We start from the raw sequence: 17,446 nt of genomic DNA, 5'->3' as shown, positions 1-17,446 counted from the left end.
GACGCTGCCCTCCCTGTAGCTGTGGCCTTGGCGAACCGGGAGATGCCGCATAAAAGGGGATCGGCACCCCCGGCGCCGCTCCATGATCGGCGGCGCGGGAGGGTGCCCGGCAGGGCCGAACAGTCCCTCCCTCCCCCGCGCCGTCAGGGCCGTCCAGCCCTCTCCGCATGCCGTACGGCGAGGCCCGGCGCGGGCCGGTCGTGCGGATGCAGGTGGGGCCGGGGGGTGTCGCGGCCGGAATCCGCACCGGTGACCGGGTCGTGGCGGATCCGGTCTGCGGGCACACCGAGGGCGGACAGCTGCCGCACCGCGGCGGACACCGCGGCGGGCGGGCCGCTGACGTAGGCGAGGTGCGCGGACCAGTCGCCGCCGCGGGCCACCGCCTCCGCGAGCCCGTGGCGGCCACCGTCGGCCTGGCCGAGGACCGGGACCACCCGCAGCCACGGGCAGCGGTCCTCCAGCGCGGCGAGGGCGGGCGTGTCGTACAGGTCGCCGGGCGTGCCGGCCCCGAGGAACAGGTGGGTGCGCGGCGGGCGCGGCCCGCACTCCAGCTCCTCCAGGAGGGCCTTCGCGGCGGCCCAGCCGGTGCCCGCCGCGACGATGAGGACGTCCCGGTCCGGGGCGCCGTCCACGGTCATGGCGCCCTGCGCGGGACCGATCCGCAGCGGGTCGCCGACGCCGGTGTGCGCGACGAGCGCCTCCAGGACGTCGTCGGTGCCGCTGCTGCGGATGTGGAATTCCAGTTCGCCGTCGGCACGCGGGGCGCAGGCGAAGGAACAGGGCCGCCAGGCGTGCGGCAGGAGCGGCGTCTGGAGGTGGGCGTACTGCCCGGCACGGTAGGCGTACGGCTCGGCGGTGCGCGCGTGGACCACGGCGAGGCCCGGTCCGCAGAGCCGGTGCCCGGTCACCACCGCGTTCCAGTACGGCGGTTCGGCCAGCGCCTCCTCTGCCCCGGCGACCATGGCCGCGACCGCGAACCGCAGCATCCGCAGCCAGGCCTGCTCCAGGTCCCGGCTCCAGGCCGCGCCCGCGCACCCGCGCAGGGCTTCCGCGAGGGACGCCTCGAAGACCTCGTAGTGCACCGGGCGCACGCCCAGCTTGCGGTGGTCGCGGCCGAGCCGGGTGCAGAAGGCGCGGAGCTCGTCCGGCCGGTCCAGGTGGTCGATGAGGTGGCGCAGCGCCTGCTCCAGGTGGGCCCGCTGGAAGGCCATCGACTCGGGGAACAGGCCGCGCAGGTAGGGGTGGTGCTCGAACATGGCGTCGTAGAGGCGGTCGATGAGCTCCGGCGAGGGGCCGGCGAGCGGCAGGTTCGCGGTGATGAGCCGCTGGTCCGCGGCGCCGTCGTAGGCGTCCGGATGCGGGCCGTTCGCGGGCGGCCGCCGGGCGGGGGCCGGGGCCGGGGCCGTGATCTGCCGGCGCAGCCGCATCGCGTCCTGCCGCGCCAGGAGCGCGTGGTAGGTGTCGTACTGGTTCACGTGGTGTGCTTCTTCCGCTTGTGCCTGCCTCCCTGTCGCGTGCGCGCCCCGGGCGGGGGCCGGCAGGTTCTCCCCGCGCGCGCCGCGCGTAACGCCGCCGGCGGGGTGGGCGGGGCCGGCGTCACAGCAGCGTCTCCCAGTAGGCCTGGAAGCGGGTGGCGGCGAGCAGCACGATCACGCCGTACCAGGTGGCAGGAACGGCCCAGTGGAACTCCCGGACGCCGCTGACGAGGGCGCGGGGGGCGCGGACCACGCCGTGCCGGAGGTTGTGGACGGTGGTGTACCAGAAGAGGGCGATGGTTGCCGCCCAGACCAGGCAGCACCACAGGCACAGGGCCCCGATGTCGTACAGGGCCTGGCTCATCAGCCACATGCAGAAGGCCGCGCCGAGGAGGGTGCCGAGGTTGAGTCCGGCCCAGAACCAGCGGCGGTAGCGGGCGCCCGCGAGGAGGCCGCAGCCGACGGCGACGACGGCCGCGTACGCGGCGAGGCCGATGAGGGGGTTGGGGAAGCCGAAGACGGAGGCCTGCGCGCTGCCCATGACGTCGGCGCAGGACAGCACCGGGCTGAGGTTGCAGGAGGGGACGAAGTCCGGGTCCCGCAGCAACGCGAACTTGTCGACGGTGATGGCGAACGAGGCGAGGAGGCCTGCGGCGCCCGCGGCGATCAGCAGCCAGGCGAAGCCGCGCCCCGCGCCGACGGTGCCGCGCCGGGCGGCGGGTCCGCCTGCGCGGGGGCGCGCCCCGTGCGCGGGGTCATGCAGGGTGGCGGACACGGTCGGCCCCCTTCCGTGCGGGCGGGGCCGAAGGTGCCCGGTCGGGCTGTGCCGCCGAGTGCGGGGGGCGGCCGGTGCGCCGGGTGGCGCCCTCCGGCCAGACGACGTCGACGGGGACGCCTCGGGCGCGGGCGTAGGCCACCAGGTGGGCGGTCGCGTCGCGGCCGTCGGACGGCGAGCCGTCCCACACGGCCAGCAGCCGGCGGCTCGTACGGATCATCCGCTCGTCGGCGCCGATGCAGGCGGCCCGGTCTTCCGGGTCGAACTCCACCAGGCCGGCCCGGTCGGCCAGGACCAGCAGCTCGCCGGCGGCCCTGCGGTCGCCCGGCGGCAGCGGGGCGGGTGCGGCCCCGTCGGCCGCGAGCAGCACCACCAGCCGCCGGCCCGCCGCGCGCACGGCCCGCCCGAGCGCGACGGGCAGGCCGGCGCCGGCGCGGACCACGGCGGCCTCCGCCGCCGTGCGCTCCAGCCGGTCCCGCACCTCGGACTCCACCAGTTCGAGCGTTGCCGCAGTGAGATCGGCGTGGCCGACCGCCGCGATCATCCGTCCGCTCGCTTTCCCGCCATCAGGCGCCCTCCACTCGTCCCGCGTACGTACGGGCCGGCCCTGCCGTTGCCGAGGGGCGGCCCCGGACGACGAGTCAACATGCGGGTGCGGCGGCCGGGTAAGGGCCCGAACGGCCCGCGGGGCGGCTGCGCCGGGGCCGAACGTCCCTCGCCCTGACCGGCGTCGGCGTCGGAGGCGGAGGCGGGGCGGTCCACCGGCAATTCGTGGGGGTTCGGTGGGGGGAGCGCGGAGAGGGGGTGTGCGGGGTGAAGGCGATGCGGGGGCCTCTTCGAGAAACGTTGTCGATCACGCGTTTCCGCCGGGCGCGTCCTTGATTTGCTCCTGTCAACCGGAACAGGGTTGAACCGAACGTTTGACGCCCCACACGTCAACCGGAGGAGAACTCCTTTCATGGCAACTCACAAGCGTCCCCACCGGCTTCGGCATGCCGCGATAGCGGCCGGAGCAGCAACGGCAGTGGCCGGAGCCTGGTTTGCGGTCCCCCTCGCCGGCGCGGCGACCCCCGCCGAGGGAACGGTCCACGGTCTCGGAGCACCGGGTGCGGTGGACGGCAGTTTCGTCGTCATCCTCGACACATCCGCGAACAAGGAGGACCTGGCGAAGAAGTACGGGGGCAGGCTGGAACGCTCCTACGGCTCCGCCGTCAACGGCTTCTCCGCCTCCGGTCTCACCGAGACGGAGGCCCGGCGCCTCGCCGCCGACCCCGCGGTCGGCACCGTCGTGCAGAACAAGCGCTTCACCATCAGCGAGACCCAGCAGAACCCGCCGTCCTGGGGGCTGGACCGGATCGACCAGACGGAGACGGCAGGTGACCGCACGTACACGTACCCGGACAGCGGCGGCGAGGGGGTGACCGCCTACGTCATCGACACCGGCGTCAGGATCACGCACAAGGACTTCGCCGGCCGGGCGAGCCACGGCTTCGACGCGGTGGACAACGACGGTTCGGCGGACGACGGCAACGGGCACGGCACCCACGTCGCCGGCACCATCGCCGGAACGGCGCACGGGGTCGCGAAGAAGGCCAAGGTCGTCGCCGTGCGGGTGCTGGACGACAACGGGTCCGGCACCACAGAGCAGGTCGTGGCGGGCATCGACTGGGTCACCGAGAACCACTCCGGCCCGTCGGTCGCCAACATGAGCCTCGGCGGCGGCGCGGACGAGGCACTCGACGCCGCGGTCAAGCGGGCCATCGCCGCCGGCGTCACCTTCGCGGTCGCCGCCGGCAACGAGTCCGCGGACGCGGGGCAGAAGTCGCCGGCCCGCGTCCCGGAGGCCATCACGGTCGCCTCCACCACCGAGGGCGACGAGCAGTCCGGGTTCTCCAACTTCGGCGCCGTGGTGGACCTGTACGCGCCCGGCTCGGAGATCACCTCGGCATGGCACGACAGCGACACCGCCACCAAGCGGATATCCGGCACGTCGATGGCGGCCCCGCACGCCGCCGGCGCCGCAGCGGTCCACCTGGCCGCCAACCCGTCGGCGACTCCGGAGGACATCGCCGCGGCCCTGTCCGCGGCGGCGACCAGCGGTGCGGTGAAGAACCCCTCCACAGGCACCGCGAACAAGCTCCTGAAGGTGGCTCCCTAGTGCTGTGACCGGGCCGGCGACGGTGCCGGCCGCCCCGCGCGCACCTTGCCCTCCGCCCCCGCCGGGTCAGCGGGCAAGGTGCGCGCGGACCGTGCGGACCGCCTGGTGGACGGCCGCCCGGGCGGTGTCCGTGCGGTCCAGGGTTTCGAAGCCGTGGCGGCCGTCCGGCACGTCGATCACGTCCACGTGCGCGCCGCAGCGCCGGGCCGCCACCAGGAAGCCCTCGACGGTGGCGGCGAATTCGGGGCTCTCCCGGCCGGCCCGCGTCAGGACGACCGGCAGGCTGCCCGCCTCGCGGACCGCGTCCGCGGGGCGGAACCGGCCGCCGGGCATGGCCCACGCGGGCGGCGGCGCGAGGAGCGGGTAGGTGAGGGCCGCGCAGCGGAGCCACGGGGGCGGCGCCTGCAGCCAGTCCGCGGAGAGGAGGCCGCCTCCCGAGAAGAACCACAGGGCGACGCGGCCCGCGTCGACCCGCGGGTCGGCCCGTACGCGGTCCACGGCCGCGGCGACGTCCTGCGCGGCGAGCGCGTGGTCACCCGTGCCGTGCAGGCGGTGGTCGACCGTCGCCGCAACCAGGCCCTGCCCGGCCGCGAGGCGGGCGTAGCCGGTGAACGCCGGCCAGTCCCGCGGGGTCGGCCGTGCACCGGCGGGCACCGGTCCGCCGTGGACGAACACGACCGCCGGCCGCGCCCCGCGGGGACCGTCGCCCTCAGGCGCGTACAGGTCGACGGCACCGCTGCGTTCGCGCGGGACGACAGGCAGCTCACGGTCTGCGAAGAGGAACGGACGCAGGTGCGGCGGGAGTTCCCCGGATGCCGGGATGAGGCGGCGGCCGCCGCCCTCGGCCGCGGACAGCAGGACTGCCGCCAGTTCGGCGGGCAGGGACAGCATGGGCCAGTGCCCGGTGGCGAGTTCGAAGAACGTGACACCCTGCTCGGCAAGGGCCTGCAGAGCCGGGTCGCCGAGGCCGACCTGCATCTGCACCATGTCGATGCCCGCTCCGCCAGCCGTGCACAGCACGCCCGTGGCCGGCACCTGCGACACCGCTCCGCTCAGCCGCAGCGGTTGCAGCAGGGTGCCGAGCGGCTGCGGGGCGGCGAGCCGGGTCAGCCGGTCCAGCGCCGGCCCCGAAAGGCCGGCGGTGCTGCCCCAGCGCTGCCATTCCGCGGCCGCGGCGGGCGGCGCCAGCGCGCCGCCGCGCTCCTGCGCACCGGCGTCCGCCGTCTTCTCGCGCAGGGCACGGTCCGGGACGGCGGCCAGCGCCGGCGCCCCGTCCCGCGCCGGGCCCGCGTCGAGGTAGACGAGGCGGGCGATACGGCCGGCCCGCCGATCGGCGGCGGCCAGCACCGGGTGCACCCCGTAGCCGTGGCCCACCAGCACGAGGTCCGGGCCGGCACCGGCGGGGATCGCATCGATCACCCGCAGCACGTCCGCGACGTGGGCCTCCAGGTCCGTGCCGGGGCCGGAGTCCGCGCGGCGCGCGCCGAGGCCGGTGAGCTCCACCGGATGTGCCCGCGCCCCCGCGTCCGCCAGCCGCGCCGCCGTCTCCTCCCAGATCCAGCTGCCGGTGAACATGCCCCCGACCAGGATGAATGCGTTCATGGTCCGCTCCTCGCCTCCTCGTGACGCCCTTCGGCGTCCGTGCGCACGACTCGCGGGTACCGTAGGAACTCCCCCTGATGGAGCTTCAAGTGGAGGTCGCGCGTGCCCGGTCCGGCGGACGGCCTGTGGAGCATCGGAGAACTCGCCGAGCGCGCGGGCGCCACCGTGAAGACCGTCCGCTTCTACTCCGACCGCGGACTGCTGCCGGAGACCGCCCGCAGTGCGGGGGGCCACCGCCGGTACGGGAGCGGCGCGCTCGACCGGCTGGGGCTGATCCGCGCGCTGCGCGCACTGGACCTGCCGCTGCCCGAGGTGCGGCGCGTCCTGGAGGACGAGGCCGGGGACGGCGGTGCGGGTGCGGTGCTGGAGGACGCCGTCGCGGCCCGGCTGGGCCGGCTCGGGGAGCAGATGGCGGCGCTGCGCTGGCGCGAGGCCGGGCTCCGGCTGGTGCAGGACTGCCCGCCGCGGGAGCGGGCCGGCCGCCTCCGGCTGATCGCTGCGGTGGCCGCACCGCCCTCCACGGACGCGCTGGCGCGGTTCTGGCGGGCCTGGCTGCCACCGCGGATGCCGGCCCCGGCCACCGCCGCCTTCCTGGAACACGCCGTGCCGCAGCCGCCGGCCGACCCGGCGCCCGCGCAGGTACTGGCGTTCGCCCGCCTGCACGCCCTGGTGACCGGCCCGTGCCCGGCCGCCCGGCCCTGCCAGCCCGCCGTCCACGGCGCCGACGCGCGTTCCCGCGCCGCGGTGCTGTACGCGGGGCTGGCCGAGGCGTACGGGCTGGCCGCCGAGCCGCTGCGGAACGGCCGGGCGCCGTACGCGGGTGCGGCCCTCGACTGCTTCGTGGCGGCGTACGCGGCGGCGTACGGGACCGGGGACGGGACCGTCTTCCGCCGCCGGCTCCGCGACCGGCTCGCCGCTGACCCGCGCTTCGACCGCTACTGGGAGCTGGTGGCCGAGGTGGCGGGCCCCCGGGACGGCCGCCCGGCCGCCACCCCCGGCACGGCGCACGACTGGCTGCTCGCGGCGCTGGACGCGGACGTGGAACGGGCGGCCTGAGGAGCCGGCACGTCAGAAGCAGCGCAGGAGGACGGCGGCGGCGAACCGGCGTGCGGCCAGGTCCTCGCGGCGGATCAGCCAGACGAGGTGGCCGGTCCGGGGCGGCCCGCCGGCTGCCGCCGGCGCCGGCAGCCCCTCGGCCGGGTCGCAGGCGAACTGGGCGAGCAGCACCCACTCCAGCGCCCGCTCCGTCTCATGCGCACCGGCGGTGTGCGGCAGGGCGGGTGCCGTGCTCCCGGCGCTGCGGGCAGCGGCCTCGTACTCGGGGTGCCCGCCGCACACGGGGTAGCCGCCGATCCTGTGCTCGAAGCGGTGGGCGTACTCGGCCAGTTCGTCCAGGAAGCCGTAGCCGTGCACAGGATGGTCGTAGGGGTCCTCGTTCGCGTGCAGGGCGAAGGCGTGCCGTACGCGCGGATGGTCCGGCAACGGCGCGGTCAGTTCCGCAACGGCGGCCAGGTTCACGGGCCGGAACACCGGGACGCCGGGCGGGGCCGGGCACTCGGCGGCGGACGCCGCCGCGGGGACGTGGACGACGAGGCCGGGCGCCGGCCCCGCCGCCCCGGCCCGGAACCGGCCGGACGGGTCCTCCTCCAGCGGCGCGGAGGCGAAGAACAGGAGCAGGCCGTCGGCGGGCAGCGGTACGTCGAGCGCGCCGGCCGGCAGGGCCGCGCAGTCCACCTCCGCGACGAACGCCGGCGGATCCCCGTCGGAACCGGTCGGCCACGCGGCGCCGGCCGGCAGCCGCGGCAGCCCGCCGAGCCTCGCGGCCGCGGACACCGCGTCCCTGCATGTGTCCCCGGGCACGAGCCGCAGACCGGGCCTCAGCAGTGCAGCCCAGCGCGCGGCGTCCTCGTCGCCCAGGTGGCGCCGGGGCACCTCGCGGAGCCCGTCGTCCCGCATGTATGCGATCGGTGGTTCGCCCATGGGGAGATCATGCAGGCCGGCTCCGACAGTCACGGCGAGGCGGTGCGGAAGACGTCGGTGACGCGGCAGGTGACGGGCCGGTCGACCCGGGTCAGGCTCTGCGCCGTGTCGCGGGCCTGCTGCCCCGGCGCGACCCGGGTGAGGAAGACGTGCGCCTCATCGAGCCGGAGCCCGTCCGGGGCGAGGAACTCGACGCTGATGTGGTAGTCGCTGGGCTTGCTGCTCCGGTTCGTCACCATGAGGTCCGCGCTCGGCCAGTTCGTGGCCGCATCGACCCGGCAGGACGAGAGCTGCACGTCCCCGTCGTGGTCGTCCCGGCGGGGGTCCTCGTAGGTGCCCAGCAGCACGGCGCCGAGGGCGACCGCGGCCAGGACGGCGAGGCCCGTGAGGGCGAGGCCGGCCACGAGGCAGGCCCGTACGGGCCGCCGCCGCGGAGACGGCCGCGGGCCGCCCGGCGGGGACGCGCCCGGGCCCCACCCGGCGGGCTGCTGCTCTGGGCCGCGCTGCCCGGAGCGGTCCTCCCACCCCTCGTACCGCGGCCCGGCCGGTTCTCCCATGGCACCCGCCTCCGTCGCTTCGGCCTTGGCACCACGGTGCGCGCGCCGGGGCCGATCGGCACGTCGAGCGGGCGCGGGCCGCCCGCCGTCACTCCCCCAGGCGCCGGAGGGACTGCATGGCCTCGCGTTCGATGCGGGCCAGGTCGCGGAGGACAGAGCCGGCTTCGGCGAGCCGCTCCGGCCCGCCCGACTCCCCTGCCTGCGCGATGAGTTCGGCGGTCCGCGTCCACAGGGCCGCCGCCTCGGTGTACAGCCGGTGGCCGGTGCGCAGGTGCGGACTGTCGACGTGGGCGAGGCACTCGGCGAGGAAGTCGCGGTACAGGTTGCGGAAGAGGGCGCCGCCGGTTCCGGCGCGCTCCATCAGCCGGGCGGCCTGCGGCAGGTCACGCTCCGGCCGGTCGGAGCGGCCGATCCAGCCGGGGACCAGTCGGGCGGCCTTGTCGATGCCGCGGTGGCCGAGGTTGGCGATCGGCGGGTCGAGGAAGGCTTCCGCGCATGCGGTCACCGCGGCCGTGATCCGGGTTTCCGGGTCGGGCAGCTCCCGCGGCGCGGTGATCGTGAAGGACCGGTTCCGGGCCGTCATCGGCCCGCGTGCGGACCGGGCGAGGGCGAGGCTCTCCAGGGAGGTGGACACGGCGCCGCCCTGCTGGTCGGTGTCCACCAGGTGGGCGCGCTGTTCGTCGTACCCGTACAGGGCCACGACGTGGCCGCCGAAGTGCACCTTCGAGGTGAAGTAGTCCAGGTGGAAGCTGTCCAGCTGGAGTCCCACGGGCAGGCCCGCGGCGAGGGGTCCCGCGGCGTTCTGCCAGGCCTTGCGCGGGGAGGCGGTCTCGCGGACGTCGAGTTCCAGTCCCAGCGCTGCGGCCAGGTTCCTGGTGAGTTCGAAGGGGCGCACCCGTCCCCCGAGGAAGGGGAAGCCGAGGTTCTTGGCGTCCCAGTAGACGAAGGACAGGCCGCGGCCGAGGCCGAAGAGCATGGGTTCGGACAGGTCGATGCCCTGGTGGCGCAGCAGCACCCCGAGTGCGGTCGTCTCGCAGTGCCGCATGCCGCGGGCTTCGACGTCGAGCAGGATGGCCGTCATGGTGCGTCCTCCTTCTGTTCGGGGGCCAGACGGGTTGTCCGCTCCTGCGGCGGGACTGCGCCGGTCCGGCCAGGTACACCGTGCACATACTCGCCTGCAGGATCAGCGCGCGGTCGCGGAACGCGGCGAGCAGGGCCGCGGGTCAGCGGTATGCGGCGAAGAACTCCCGGAGGTCGGCCAGCAGCAGGTCGGGGGCCTCCATCGCCGCGAAGTGGCCGCCGCGGTCGAACTCCGTCCAGCGGACCAGGTTGTTGGCCTTCTCCTCGTCGCGGCGCAGGGCGATGTCCTGGACGGTGAACATCGCCACGCCCAGGGGGACCGGTGATGCCTCCTGGCCGCCCCAGCTACGCCCGTCCTCGTAGTACAGCGCGGCCGATGAGCCCGCGGTGCCGGTCAGCCAGTAGATCGACACATGGGTGAGGAGCACGTCGCGGTCGATCGCCTCGTGCGGGAGCTCTTTGGCCAGGTCGGTCATGTCCCGGATCTTGTCGACGATCCAGGCAAGCTGGCCGGCCGGGGAGTCCGTCAGGCCGTAGGCGAGGGTCTGCGGACGCGTCGATTGGATCCCGATGTACCCGCCGGCCTCGGCCATGAACGATTTCATCCGCTGCACCCGCGCCCGCTCCAGGTCGGTCAGGGTGGGGTCGTCCTCTTCTGCGCTGGGGAAAGTCGTGCCGCCGTTGACGTGCACGGCGACGACGTTGCGCGGGGCGGCGACGCCGAGCGCCCGGGAGATCCCGCTGCCGAAGTCGCCTCCGTGCGCGCCGTAGCGCTCGTAGCCGAGTCGGCGCATGAGCTCGGCCCAGGCCGAGGCGATCCGCTGCGTCGACCAGCCTTCGCCGGAGGTCGGCCCGGAGAACCCGAAGCCGGGAATGGACGGGATGACCAGGTGGAAGTCGCGGGACAGCGGCTCGATCAGGTCGAGGAACTCCACGACCGAGCCGGGCCAGCCGTGGGTGAGGACGAGCGGCAGGGCGTCCTCGGCGTCGGAGCGGACGTGCAGGAAGTGGACGTCCTGGCCGTCGATCCCGGTGACGAACTGCGGGTATGCGTTCAGCACCGCCTCCCAGCGGCGCCAGTCGTAGCCGTCCGCCCAGTAGGCCGCCAGTTCCTTGAGGTAGGCCACGGGGACCCCGCGGTCCCAGCCGGTCCCGGGGATCTGGGCGGGCCAGCGGGTGCGGGCGAGGCGGTCGCGCAGGTCGTCGAGGTCGGCTTGGGGGATGTCGATCCGGAAAGGGCGTACCGCGTGAGGGGGCGTGGGGTGCTGCGGGATCGGGTTCGTCATGGCACCCACCGTAGGATCGGGTGAGGACAGCTGCGGTCCTAGGTGTGGCAGAGTGGGTGCGGTGTTGGAGACTTCCGCCCGCCTGCTCAGACTGCTCTCCCTGTTGCAGACACGCCGCCGGTGGTCCGGCGCGGAGCTGGCGAACCGGCTCGGGGTGACCACCCGGACTGTCCGCCGCGACGTGGACCGGCTGCGCGAGCTCGGGTACACCGTCGAATCACTCGCCGGCGTCGCGGGATACCGGCTCGGTCCCGGCTCGGACCTGCCGCCGCTGCTGCTGGACGACGAGGAGGCGGTGGCCGTCGCCGTCGGGCTGCGGACCGCAGCCGGCGGCACGGTGGCCGGGATGGAGGACAGCTCCGTGCGGGCGCTGGCAAAACTGGAGCAGGTGCTGCCAGCGCGGCTACGGCGCCGGGTGCGCGCTCTGCAGGCGGCGACGGTCCCCATGGCGGCCGGCGGCCCCTCCGTCGACCCCGGCATGCTGACCGCCATCGCCGCCGCCTGCCGGGACCACGTCACACTCCGCTTCGACTACGCCGACGCCCGGGGCGGCGCCGGTGTACGGCAGGCCGAGCCGTACCGGCTGGTGGCGACGGGACGCCACTGGTACCTGCTGGGCTTCGACACGGTGCGCTCGGACTGGCGGACCTTCCGCCTCAACCGGATGGCCCTGCGCACACCGGACGGCCCCCGGTTCACTCCCCGCGACCTCCCCGACACCGACCCCGCGCGGTACACCTCCCGCGCCGTCGCCAGTGCCCCGTACCGCTACCAGGCCCGCTTCACGCTCCACGCACCGGCCTCCGCCGTCTCCGCGCGGTTCTCGCCGACCACCGCGACGATCCAGCCGGAGGGACCGGACGCCTGCCTGCTGACCTGCGGTTCGGATTCCCTGGACGAGCTCGCGCTGTGGGTGGGCCTGGCAGGCGTGCCGTTCGAGGTGCACGAACCGGCCGAACTCGTCGACCGCGTCCGCGAACTCGGCGCCCGCCTGACGGCAGCGGCCCCGGCGCCCGGACCGGCGACCGCAGGAGATGCGGGAGCGGAACCCGGATCGGGCTGACCGCCCCGCGGGCCGTCCGGAGCCGCGGGGGCCGGGTCGCGGTCAGACCGCGGTCCGGGGCCCCGCGGCGCGGCGCAGCCGGTTGGCGATCGCCAGGCCGAGGTCCTCCTCCGCGGGCAGGGAGGCGATGATCAGGTCGCAGCCCTGCTCGTCGAGCTCGCGCAGGAACCCGTACAGCCCGCGTGCGTAACCCTCCAGGGAGCGGGGCACGGCGACCACCGCGTGCGCCTTGACGGGGGTGTCGGCGAGGGAGGCGGGGAGGAAGACGCCGACCCGGTGGCCGGCCTCCTGTGCCAGCGCGGCTTCGGCGGCGACGTCCTCCGGCTCGACGAGGACGACGCGGGCGCGGGGGGCGTAGTGCGACGGGTGCTGGCCCGGCACGCGGACGGTGCTCACGGCGGGGACGGCGAGCGGCCGGCCCAGTGCCGTTTCGAGGTCCTCGCGCGTCACGCCGCCCGGGCGGAGGATGCTCGGGACGTCGCCGGTGACGTCGACGATCGTCGACTCGACGCCGACCTCGCAGGATCCGCCGTCGAGCACGAAGTCGACGGCGTCCCCGAGTTCGGTGCGGACGTGGTCCGCGGTGGTGGGGCTGACGGAGCCGAAGCGGTTCGCCGACGGGGCGGTGACGCCGCCGCCGAAGGCGGCGAGCAGCTCCAGGGCGACGGGGTGGTCGGGGACGCGGACGGCCACCGTCTCCAGGCCGCCGGTCGCTTCGAGGGGCACGCGGGGGCCGCGCCTCAGCACGAGCGTGAGCGGACCCGGCCAGAAGCGCTCGGCGAGCAGCCGCGCCGTCGGGGGCACGTCCTGCACCCAGCTGTCGAGCTGCTCCGCGCCGCCGATGTGGACGATCAGGGGGTGGGAGGGCGGACGCCCCTTGACCTGGAAGATGCGCGCCACGGCAGCCGGGTCTTCGGCGTTGGCGCCCAGACCGTAGACGGTCTCCGTCGGGAGGGCGACGAGCCCTCCGGCGCGCAGCACACCGGCTGCCTTCTCGATGTCACTGGTTGTCGTACCCATTCCCGCAATTCTAGGAGACCGGAGAAGCGGGGACGGCCGGGTGGGGAGCTGCGGGGCTGCGGAGGCTGACGTGGAGGGCGCAGACGTCGTCGCGGCGGGTCACGGGGTCGACGAGCGCGTTCAGGATGCCGTCGAGGGCGCCGCCCTCGGCGGCGCTGCGGACGGCGGCGCGGGCGAGGCGTGCCAGGCTGGTGTCGAGGTCCTCCCGGGGCCTCTCGATCAGGCCGTCGGTGTAGAGCAGGAGCTGGTCGCCGGGCCGCAGGTGCGTGCTCGCGGCTTCGTAGCGGGGGGCGGGCACCGCGCCCAGCAGGATGCCGGGCGGTGAGCTGAGGTATGAGGCGCTGCCCCGGCGCAGGAGCAGCGGCGGCGGGTGGCCGGCCTGCACCCAGGTGAGCTTGGAGGTGGCGGGCTCGTAGTGGGCCATGATCATGGTGGCCGTGCTGAAGCTGCGTTCGGCGGTGTGCAGCAGCAGGGTGTTCAGCCTGGTCAGGATCGCCGGCAGGGGCATGCCGGTGATGGCCATGCCCTTGGCGGTGAAGCGCAGCTGGGCCATGGTGGCCACGGCGTCCAGTCCGTGGCCGGCGACGTCCCCGATGACGAGGAGGGCGCTGCCGTCGGGCAGCTCGATCGCGCTGTACCAGTCGCCGCCGACGTTGAGGCCCTCCTGGAGCGGGTGGTAGGCGACGTCCACGGTCAGGCCGGCCAGGCTAAGGGACTGCTGGGCCAGCGGCAGGAGGGCGTGCTGGAGGCGTTCGGCGACATCGCGCTCGGCGGTCAGCTGGCTGCGGTGGGCGAGGGCGGCCTGCTGGCTCTCCAGGAGTTGCGCCTGGGCCCGTTTCGCGGCGGTGAGGTCCTGGAAGAAGCCGTGGATCGCGACCGGGTGGCCGTGTGCGTCCCGCTCGGACTCTGCGACGATCCGCACGTGCCGGACCTCGCCGCGGGGGGTGGTGAGGCGGAACGTGTGGTCGACGGACCTGCCGGTGCCCAGCAGCTGCTCCACCACGGCGCTCAGTTCCACACGGTCTTCGCCGACGACGTGCGCGGGCAGCTCGTCCAGGGCCATCGGGCCTGCGGACCGGTCGCGGCCGAAGACCGAGTAGGCGTGCTCCGACCATGTGGCGGTGTTCCGGACGAGGTCCCAGTCCGCCCATCCCATGCCGCCGAGGCGCTGCATCACCGCGAGGCGCCGCTGCTCGCGTTCGCCGTTGTCGAGCCGCACCCAGGAGACGATCAGCCCGCCGTGGGAGGCCGAGGCGAGTACGGCGAACCGTGAGAGCCGCGGAATGCCGGCGAGTACCTCCTCGTACTCGAACGGCTCCCCTTCGTAGCGCAGGCCGGTCCGCAGGGCCCGCAGGTAGCCTTCCCACAGCGCCGATCCGACCACGGTCGGGTAGGTGGCCGCCACGCTCAGCCCGATCAGCTCCTTGCCCCGGCGGGCTCCGATGTCGACCGCCTCGGGCGAGGCCGCCGCGATGCGGAAGTCGGCCACCGTGCCGTCGGCGCCGCGGACCGGCAGGAGCAGGGTCACCGAACCGGGAAGCCCGTCCAGCACGGACTGCACCGCGGCCTCCGCCAGGACGGGGGCCGGCTCGCCGCCCGTGTCCGGCGGCCTGCGGGCCGTGCAGGGGCGCGGGAAGTAGACCGACCCACCGTCCCCCGAAGCGGAGGCGATGCCGTCGGACCCGGGCGGCGACGGCTGCACGTGGTCAGTCATGCAACGAGCATGTCACATTGCCCGTTCGCCCAGGATGCAGCCCGGCGCCGCCTGCGGCGGTCCGGACTCCGTACCGGACACAGGGCCGCGCCCGGCCGCGCCGGCCGGTGGGAGCGATCGCCACGGGCGGGGCGGCCATGGAGCAAGTCCGCGGTCCGGGAGGGGAGTTCCTCCTCCGGGCCGCACCGGGCCACGGTGGTGCCGCGGTGGTCGCGCCGCCCCTGGCCGGACACCGGACCGGATCGGCCGTCGGGCGCGGGGCCGCGCCGCTATCTTGGGCGCCATGGACGTGCAGTCGGCGGTGGCAGGGCTGATCACCGAGGTGAATCAGCAGGTCCAGGACGGGGCGTGGGACCTCACGCCGGCTGACCGGGCCCTGGCGCGCGGGGCGGCCGCCGGCCTGGAGGAGGCGGTCGGCGGCCCGCCCGCCGGGGGCCCGCCGCCGGACATCGAGCGGCTGGCGCACCTGCGCGAGGCACTGGCCGCACTCGCGATCGCCCTGGCGCGCACGCACGGGCGCCTCGCCTGGTTCCTCGCCGCGTGCATCGAGGCGCTGACGCCGGTCCTGCACTGGCGGGCGCTGCCGCCGGGCGACGGTCCCCACTTCGACACCGTGCAGCCCGCCCGGGAGCAGCTCGCCGACGCCGAGGACGCGGTGCGGCGGCTGGCCGCCGTCCTGGCCCGGATCGGCGCGTAGCGGAACGCGGCCGGACGGCTCGGATCACCTCCGCCAGCACCGGCCGTGGCTGCGGCTGCGGCTGTGGCTGTGGCTGTGGCTGTGGCTGTGGCGCAGGATCACGAGGAGGGCGAGCCCCACCGCGCCGGCGGCGATCAGCGGCGCCCGGTTGGCCCGCGCCTTCGTCGCGGCCGTGCCGGCCTTCTCGCGCAGCGGCTCGGGGGTCTTCTCCGCGGCGAGGTGACCGGCCCGGGCGGCCCCGTCGCGCAGGTGTGCGGCGGCGTGGGCCGCCTTGTCGCGGACGGGCTCGGGGGTCTTGTCCCTGACGCGTTCGGCCGCGTGCGCCGCCTTGTCCCGCAGCTGGTCGGAGGCGTGTGCCGCCTTCGCCGCCGCCTGCTCCCTGATCTCCGCCGCCTTCTCCTTGGCCTGCGCCTTGACGTCGGCCTTGGCGGCCAGCGCCTCCACGGTCGCCCCGAGCTCCTCGCGGGTGTGCTCGACCTGCTCGCGCAGCTCCTCGGGTTCGGGCGCGGGTGCGGATTCGCCGTTTCGGGGCTGTTCGCTCATCGGTGTGCCTTCTCCCTGATCTCGGCCACGTCGGCCTTGATGCTGTCGATCGTCCGCTCGGGTGCGGGGGCCCCGGCCTTGGCGACCTGCTGCCTGCCGGCCAGGGCCAGTACGGCGGCCACCGCCGCGAGCAGGGCGCCGGCGACCAGGGCCGACGCCCATACCGGCAGGACGAGGGCCAGGGCCGCGACGGCCGCGGCCACCAGGGCCTGGGCGGCCAGTACGCCGACGAGGCCGGCGCCGCCGAGGAGGCCGCCGCCCACCCCGTAGTGCCTGCCCTTGCCGGCCATCTCGGCCCGTGCCAGCTGCATCTCCTCCCGGACGAGCTCCGAGAGCTGCTGGGATGCCCGCGTGACGAGCGCGCCCACCGGCTCGTCCTGGCGTGGACTGCGTCCGACGGAGCTCATTGCCATGCCCGCCTTCCTCCCCGTGTCGGTGATGGTCTCCGCGTGCGCCTACCCCCCGACCGGCCGGGCATCCGTCCCGTCGCCACCCGCAGGGGTGAAGGGGTCCTCTGGGGGCCCGGCCGGCGGTTTCACCCCGCAGGGGGACGAAGCCCTTGCGCCGGGTCCGTCCCGGCGGCGCGGGCGAGGAGGTCCGTACGGGTGACTGCGCCCGTACGCGTCGACGGGACGGTGCACGCGTGGGCCCCGGCGACCGCCCCGTACCGGGCGCAGCGCCGCGGGTCCTCGCCGTTCAGGAGGCCGAACAGGAAGCCGGCGGCGAAGGCGTCGCCGGCGCCGTTGGTGTCCACCACCGGGCCGGGCGGCTCGGCCGCCGCCACGTGGCTCAGCTCGCCGTCCGCCAGCAGGAGGGCGCCGTCCGCGCCGGCCGTGGCGACGACGGTGCGGGCCCGGCCGCGGGCGGCGATGCCGCGCATGGTGCGCTCCGGGTCGGCGAGGGCGGCGGCCGACAGGAAGACGAGGTCCGCGGCGAGGGCGTACGCCTCGTGGTAGGGGTCGGCGCCGTCCCAGTCGTGCAGGTCGGTGGAGAGGGTGGCGCCGGCCTCGCGGAGCAGGGGCAGCGCGTGCGCCCAGGGGTGGGTGATGACGACGTGCGCGTGGCGGGAGGCGGCCGCGAGCCGGCGTACCGCCGCCTCGGGCAGCCGGTCCGGGCCGTCCGCGCGGGTCGCGTCGTAGAGGGACTGCCGGCGCCCGTCGGGGGCGACGAGGTTGACCGCGCGCTTGGTGCCCGCCGGGTGCGGGAGCGCGGTGAGGGGGATGCCGTGGTCGCGGTGGAGGGCGCGGACCAGGTCTCCCTCGTGGTCGTCGCCGATCAGGTCCATGTGGTGGGTGCGCAGGCCCAGCGCGGCCAGGCCGAGCGCGACGAAGTCGCCGCTCTGCCCGGCGCGCGTCGTGATGCCGGGCCGGATCATGTGGCTGTCGGCGAAGGGCAGCGGCAGTCGGGGGACGTGGACGACCGTGTCCACGCCGGCGCCGCCCAGGACCAGGACGTCGATGTCGCGGGGCATGGGGTTCCTCTCGGGCTGTCGGGAA

17 protein-coding genes are annotated in these 17,446 nt (G+C 75.5%); 4 read left to right on the top strand and 13 right to left on the bottom strand.

Annotated elements, in window-relative coordinates; translation table 11 throughout:
- Positions 1-143: 143 nt before the first annotated feature.
- From C0216_RS15420 to C0216_RS15410, 3 genes are all read right to left on the bottom strand, one after another.
- On the bottom strand, positions 144-1,475 hold the full coding sequence (locus C0216_RS15420; RefSeq protein WP_246042553.1) for a globin domain-containing protein: 1,332 nt from the start codon (positions 1,473-1,475) through the stop codon (positions 144-146).
- Positions 1,476-1,596: 121 nt separating this feature from the next.
- Entirely contained in the window at positions 1,597-2,250 is a 654-nt protein-coding gene (locus C0216_RS15415) for a vitamin K epoxide reductase family protein (RefSeq protein WP_246042552.1), read from the bottom strand.
- On the bottom strand, positions 2,231-2,794 hold the full coding sequence (locus C0216_RS15410) for a hypothetical protein (RefSeq protein WP_246042551.1): 564 nt from the start codon (positions 2,792-2,794) through the stop codon (positions 2,231-2,233). The genes C0216_RS15415 and C0216_RS15410 overlap by 20 nt, the downstream gene beginning before the upstream one ends.
- Before the next feature lie 414 nt (positions 2,795-3,208).
- Here C0216_RS15410 and C0216_RS15405 point away from each other — a divergent pair, with 414 nt between their 5' ends.
- Positions 3,209-4,408, top strand: coding sequence for a S8 family peptidase (locus C0216_RS15405; RefSeq protein ID WP_114055850.1), 1,200 nt, complete (start codon positions 3,209-3,211; stop codon positions 4,406-4,408).
- 66 nt (positions 4,409-4,474) lie between these two features.
- Here the strand turns inward: C0216_RS15405 and C0216_RS15400 are convergent, their stop codons facing one another.
- Positions 4,475-6,010 carry an alpha/beta fold hydrolase gene (locus C0216_RS15400; protein WP_114055849.1) on the bottom strand — a complete coding sequence of 512 codons (1,536 nt, stop codon included), beginning with the start codon at positions 6,008-6,010 and terminating at the stop codon, positions 4,475-4,477.
- A 102-nt stretch (positions 6,011-6,112) separates the two neighbouring features.
- On the opposite strand from C0216_RS15400, the gene C0216_RS15395 reads away from it, so the two are divergent.
- The gene (locus C0216_RS15395; RefSeq protein WP_114055848.1) at positions 6,113-7,066 is read left to right on the top strand and encodes a MerR family transcriptional regulator; all 954 of its coding nucleotides are present in this window, start codon (positions 6,113-6,115) and stop codon (positions 7,064-7,066) included.
- Between the two features lie 12 nt (positions 7,067-7,078).
- On the opposite strand, the gene C0216_RS15390 is transcribed toward C0216_RS15395, so the two are convergent.
- The 4 genes from C0216_RS15390 to C0216_RS15375 all read right to left on the bottom strand — a co-directional run bounded on the left by C0216_RS15390 (position 7,079) and on the right by C0216_RS15375 (position 10,913).
- A complete protein-coding gene (locus C0216_RS15390; RefSeq protein WP_114055847.1) occupies positions 7,079-7,990 on the bottom strand; it encodes a DUF1963 domain-containing protein in 912 nt (303 codons plus the stop codon).
- A gap of 29 nt (positions 7,991-8,019) precedes the next feature.
- Positions 8,020-8,547: a hypothetical protein gene (locus C0216_RS15385; RefSeq protein WP_114055846.1), complete on the bottom strand. Its 528-nt coding sequence runs from the start codon at positions 8,545-8,547 to the stop codon at positions 8,020-8,022.
- 88 nt (positions 8,548-8,635) lie between these two features.
- Complete coding sequence (locus C0216_RS15380) at positions 8,636-9,628, bottom strand: BtrH N-terminal domain-containing protein (protein WP_114055845.1); 993 nt, start codon at positions 9,626-9,628, stop codon at positions 8,636-8,638.
- Between the two features lie 142 nt (positions 9,629-9,770).
- Complete coding sequence (locus C0216_RS15375; protein ID WP_114055844.1) at positions 9,771-10,913, bottom strand: epoxide hydrolase family protein; 1,143 nt, start codon at positions 10,911-10,913, stop codon at positions 9,771-9,773.
- Positions 10,914-10,974: 61 nt separating this feature from the next.
- On the opposite strand from C0216_RS15375, the gene C0216_RS15370 reads away from it, so the two are divergent.
- Positions 10,975-11,976 carry a helix-turn-helix transcriptional regulator gene (locus C0216_RS15370; protein WP_114058686.1) on the top strand — a complete coding sequence of 334 codons (1,002 nt, stop codon included), beginning with the start codon at positions 10,975-10,977 and terminating at the stop codon, positions 11,974-11,976.
- Between the two features lie 42 nt (positions 11,977-12,018).
- On the opposite strand, the gene C0216_RS15365 is transcribed toward C0216_RS15370, so the two are convergent.
- On the bottom strand, positions 12,019-12,996 hold the full coding sequence (locus tag C0216_RS15365; protein WP_114055843.1) for an L-threonylcarbamoyladenylate synthase: 978 nt from the start codon (positions 12,994-12,996) through the stop codon (positions 12,019-12,021).
- A gap of 10 nt (positions 12,997-13,006) precedes the next feature.
- A complete protein-coding gene (locus C0216_RS15360) occupies positions 13,007-14,710 on the bottom strand; it encodes a PP2C family protein-serine/threonine phosphatase (RefSeq protein ID WP_114055842.1) in 1,704 nt (567 codons plus the stop codon).
- A 283-nt stretch (positions 14,711-14,993) separates the two neighbouring features.
- On the opposite strand from C0216_RS15360, the gene C0216_RS15355 reads away from it, so the two are divergent.
- Positions 14,994-15,407 (top strand): hypothetical protein, encoded by a 414-nt coding sequence (locus C0216_RS15355; RefSeq protein WP_114058685.1) that lies wholly within the window; start codon positions 14,994-14,996, stop codon positions 15,405-15,407.
- A 24-nt stretch (positions 15,408-15,431) separates the two neighbouring features.
- Here the strand turns inward: C0216_RS15355 and C0216_RS15350 are convergent, their stop codons facing one another.
- The 3 genes from C0216_RS15350 to C0216_RS15340 all read right to left on the bottom strand — a co-directional run bounded on the left by C0216_RS15350 (position 15,432) and on the right by C0216_RS15340 (position 17,421).
- Positions 15,432-15,950: a DUF3618 domain-containing protein gene (locus tag C0216_RS15350; protein ID WP_114055841.1), complete on the bottom strand. Its 519-nt coding sequence runs from the start codon at positions 15,948-15,950 to the stop codon at positions 15,432-15,434.
- Positions 15,947-16,357, bottom strand: a complete 411-nt coding sequence (locus C0216_RS15345) for a phage holin family protein (RefSeq protein WP_114055840.1) — start codon at positions 16,355-16,357, stop codon at positions 15,947-15,949. Before C0216_RS15345 ends, C0216_RS15350 begins: the two co-directional genes overlap by 4 nt.
- A 128-nt stretch (positions 16,358-16,485) precedes the next feature.
- Entirely contained in the window at positions 16,486-17,421 is a 936-nt protein-coding gene (locus C0216_RS15340; RefSeq protein ID WP_114055839.1) for an adenosine kinase, read from the bottom strand.
- Between the last annotated feature and the right edge of the window lie 25 nt (positions 17,422-17,446).

The sequence above is a fragment of the Streptomyces globosus genome, assembly GCF_003325375.1.
Classification (GTDB): Bacteria; Actinomycetota; Actinomycetes; order Streptomycetales; family Streptomycetaceae; genus Streptomyces; species Streptomyces globosus_A.
This window is presented reverse-complemented; position numbering and strand designations above follow the sequence as displayed.

Coding starts and splice junctions, on each gene's coding strand:
- C0216_RS15410 (WP_246042551.1), bottom strand. CDS start 2,794: ATGATCGCGGCGGTCGGCCACGCCGATCTCACTGCGGCAACGCTCGAA.
- C0216_RS15405 (WP_114055850.1), top strand. CDS start 3,209: ATGGCAACTCACAAGCGTCCCCACCGGCTTCGGCATGCCGCGATAGCG.
- C0216_RS15400 (WP_114055849.1), bottom strand. CDS start 6,010: ATGAACGCATTCATCCTGGTCGGGGGCATGTTCACCGGCAGCTGGATC.
- C0216_RS15390 (WP_114055847.1), bottom strand. CDS start 7,990: ATGGGCGAACCACCGATCGCATACATGCGGGACGACGGGCTCCGCGAG.
- C0216_RS15385 (WP_114055846.1), bottom strand. CDS start 8,547: ATGGGAGAACCGGCCGGGCCGCGGTACGAGGGGTGGGAGGACCGCTCC.
- C0216_RS15380 (WP_114055845.1), bottom strand. CDS start 9,628: ATGACGGCCATCCTGCTCGACGTCGAAGCCCGCGGCATGCGGCACTGC.
- C0216_RS15375 (WP_114055844.1), bottom strand. CDS start 10,913: ATGACGAACCCGATCCCGCAGCACCCCACGCCCCCTCACGCGGTACGC.
- C0216_RS15365 (WP_114055843.1), bottom strand. CDS start 12,996: ATGGGTACGACAACCAGTGACATCGAGAAGGCAGCCGGTGTGCTGCGC.
- C0216_RS15360 (WP_114055842.1), bottom strand. CDS start 14,710: ATGACTGACCACGTGCAGCCGTCGCCGCCCGGGTCCGACGGCATCGCC.
- C0216_RS15355 (WP_114058685.1), top strand. CDS start 14,994: ATGGACGTGCAGTCGGCGGTGGCAGGGCTGATCACCGAGGTGAATCAG.
- C0216_RS15350 (WP_114055841.1), bottom strand. CDS start 15,950: ATGAGCGAACAGCCCCGAAACGGCGAATCCGCACCCGCGCCCGAACCC.
- C0216_RS15345 (WP_114055840.1), bottom strand. CDS start 16,357: ATGAGCTCCGTCGGACGCAGTCCACGCCAGGACGAGCCGGTGGGCGCG.
- C0216_RS15340 (WP_114055839.1), bottom strand. CDS start 17,421: ATGCCCCGCGACATCGACGTCCTGGTCCTGGGCGGCGCCGGCGTGGAC.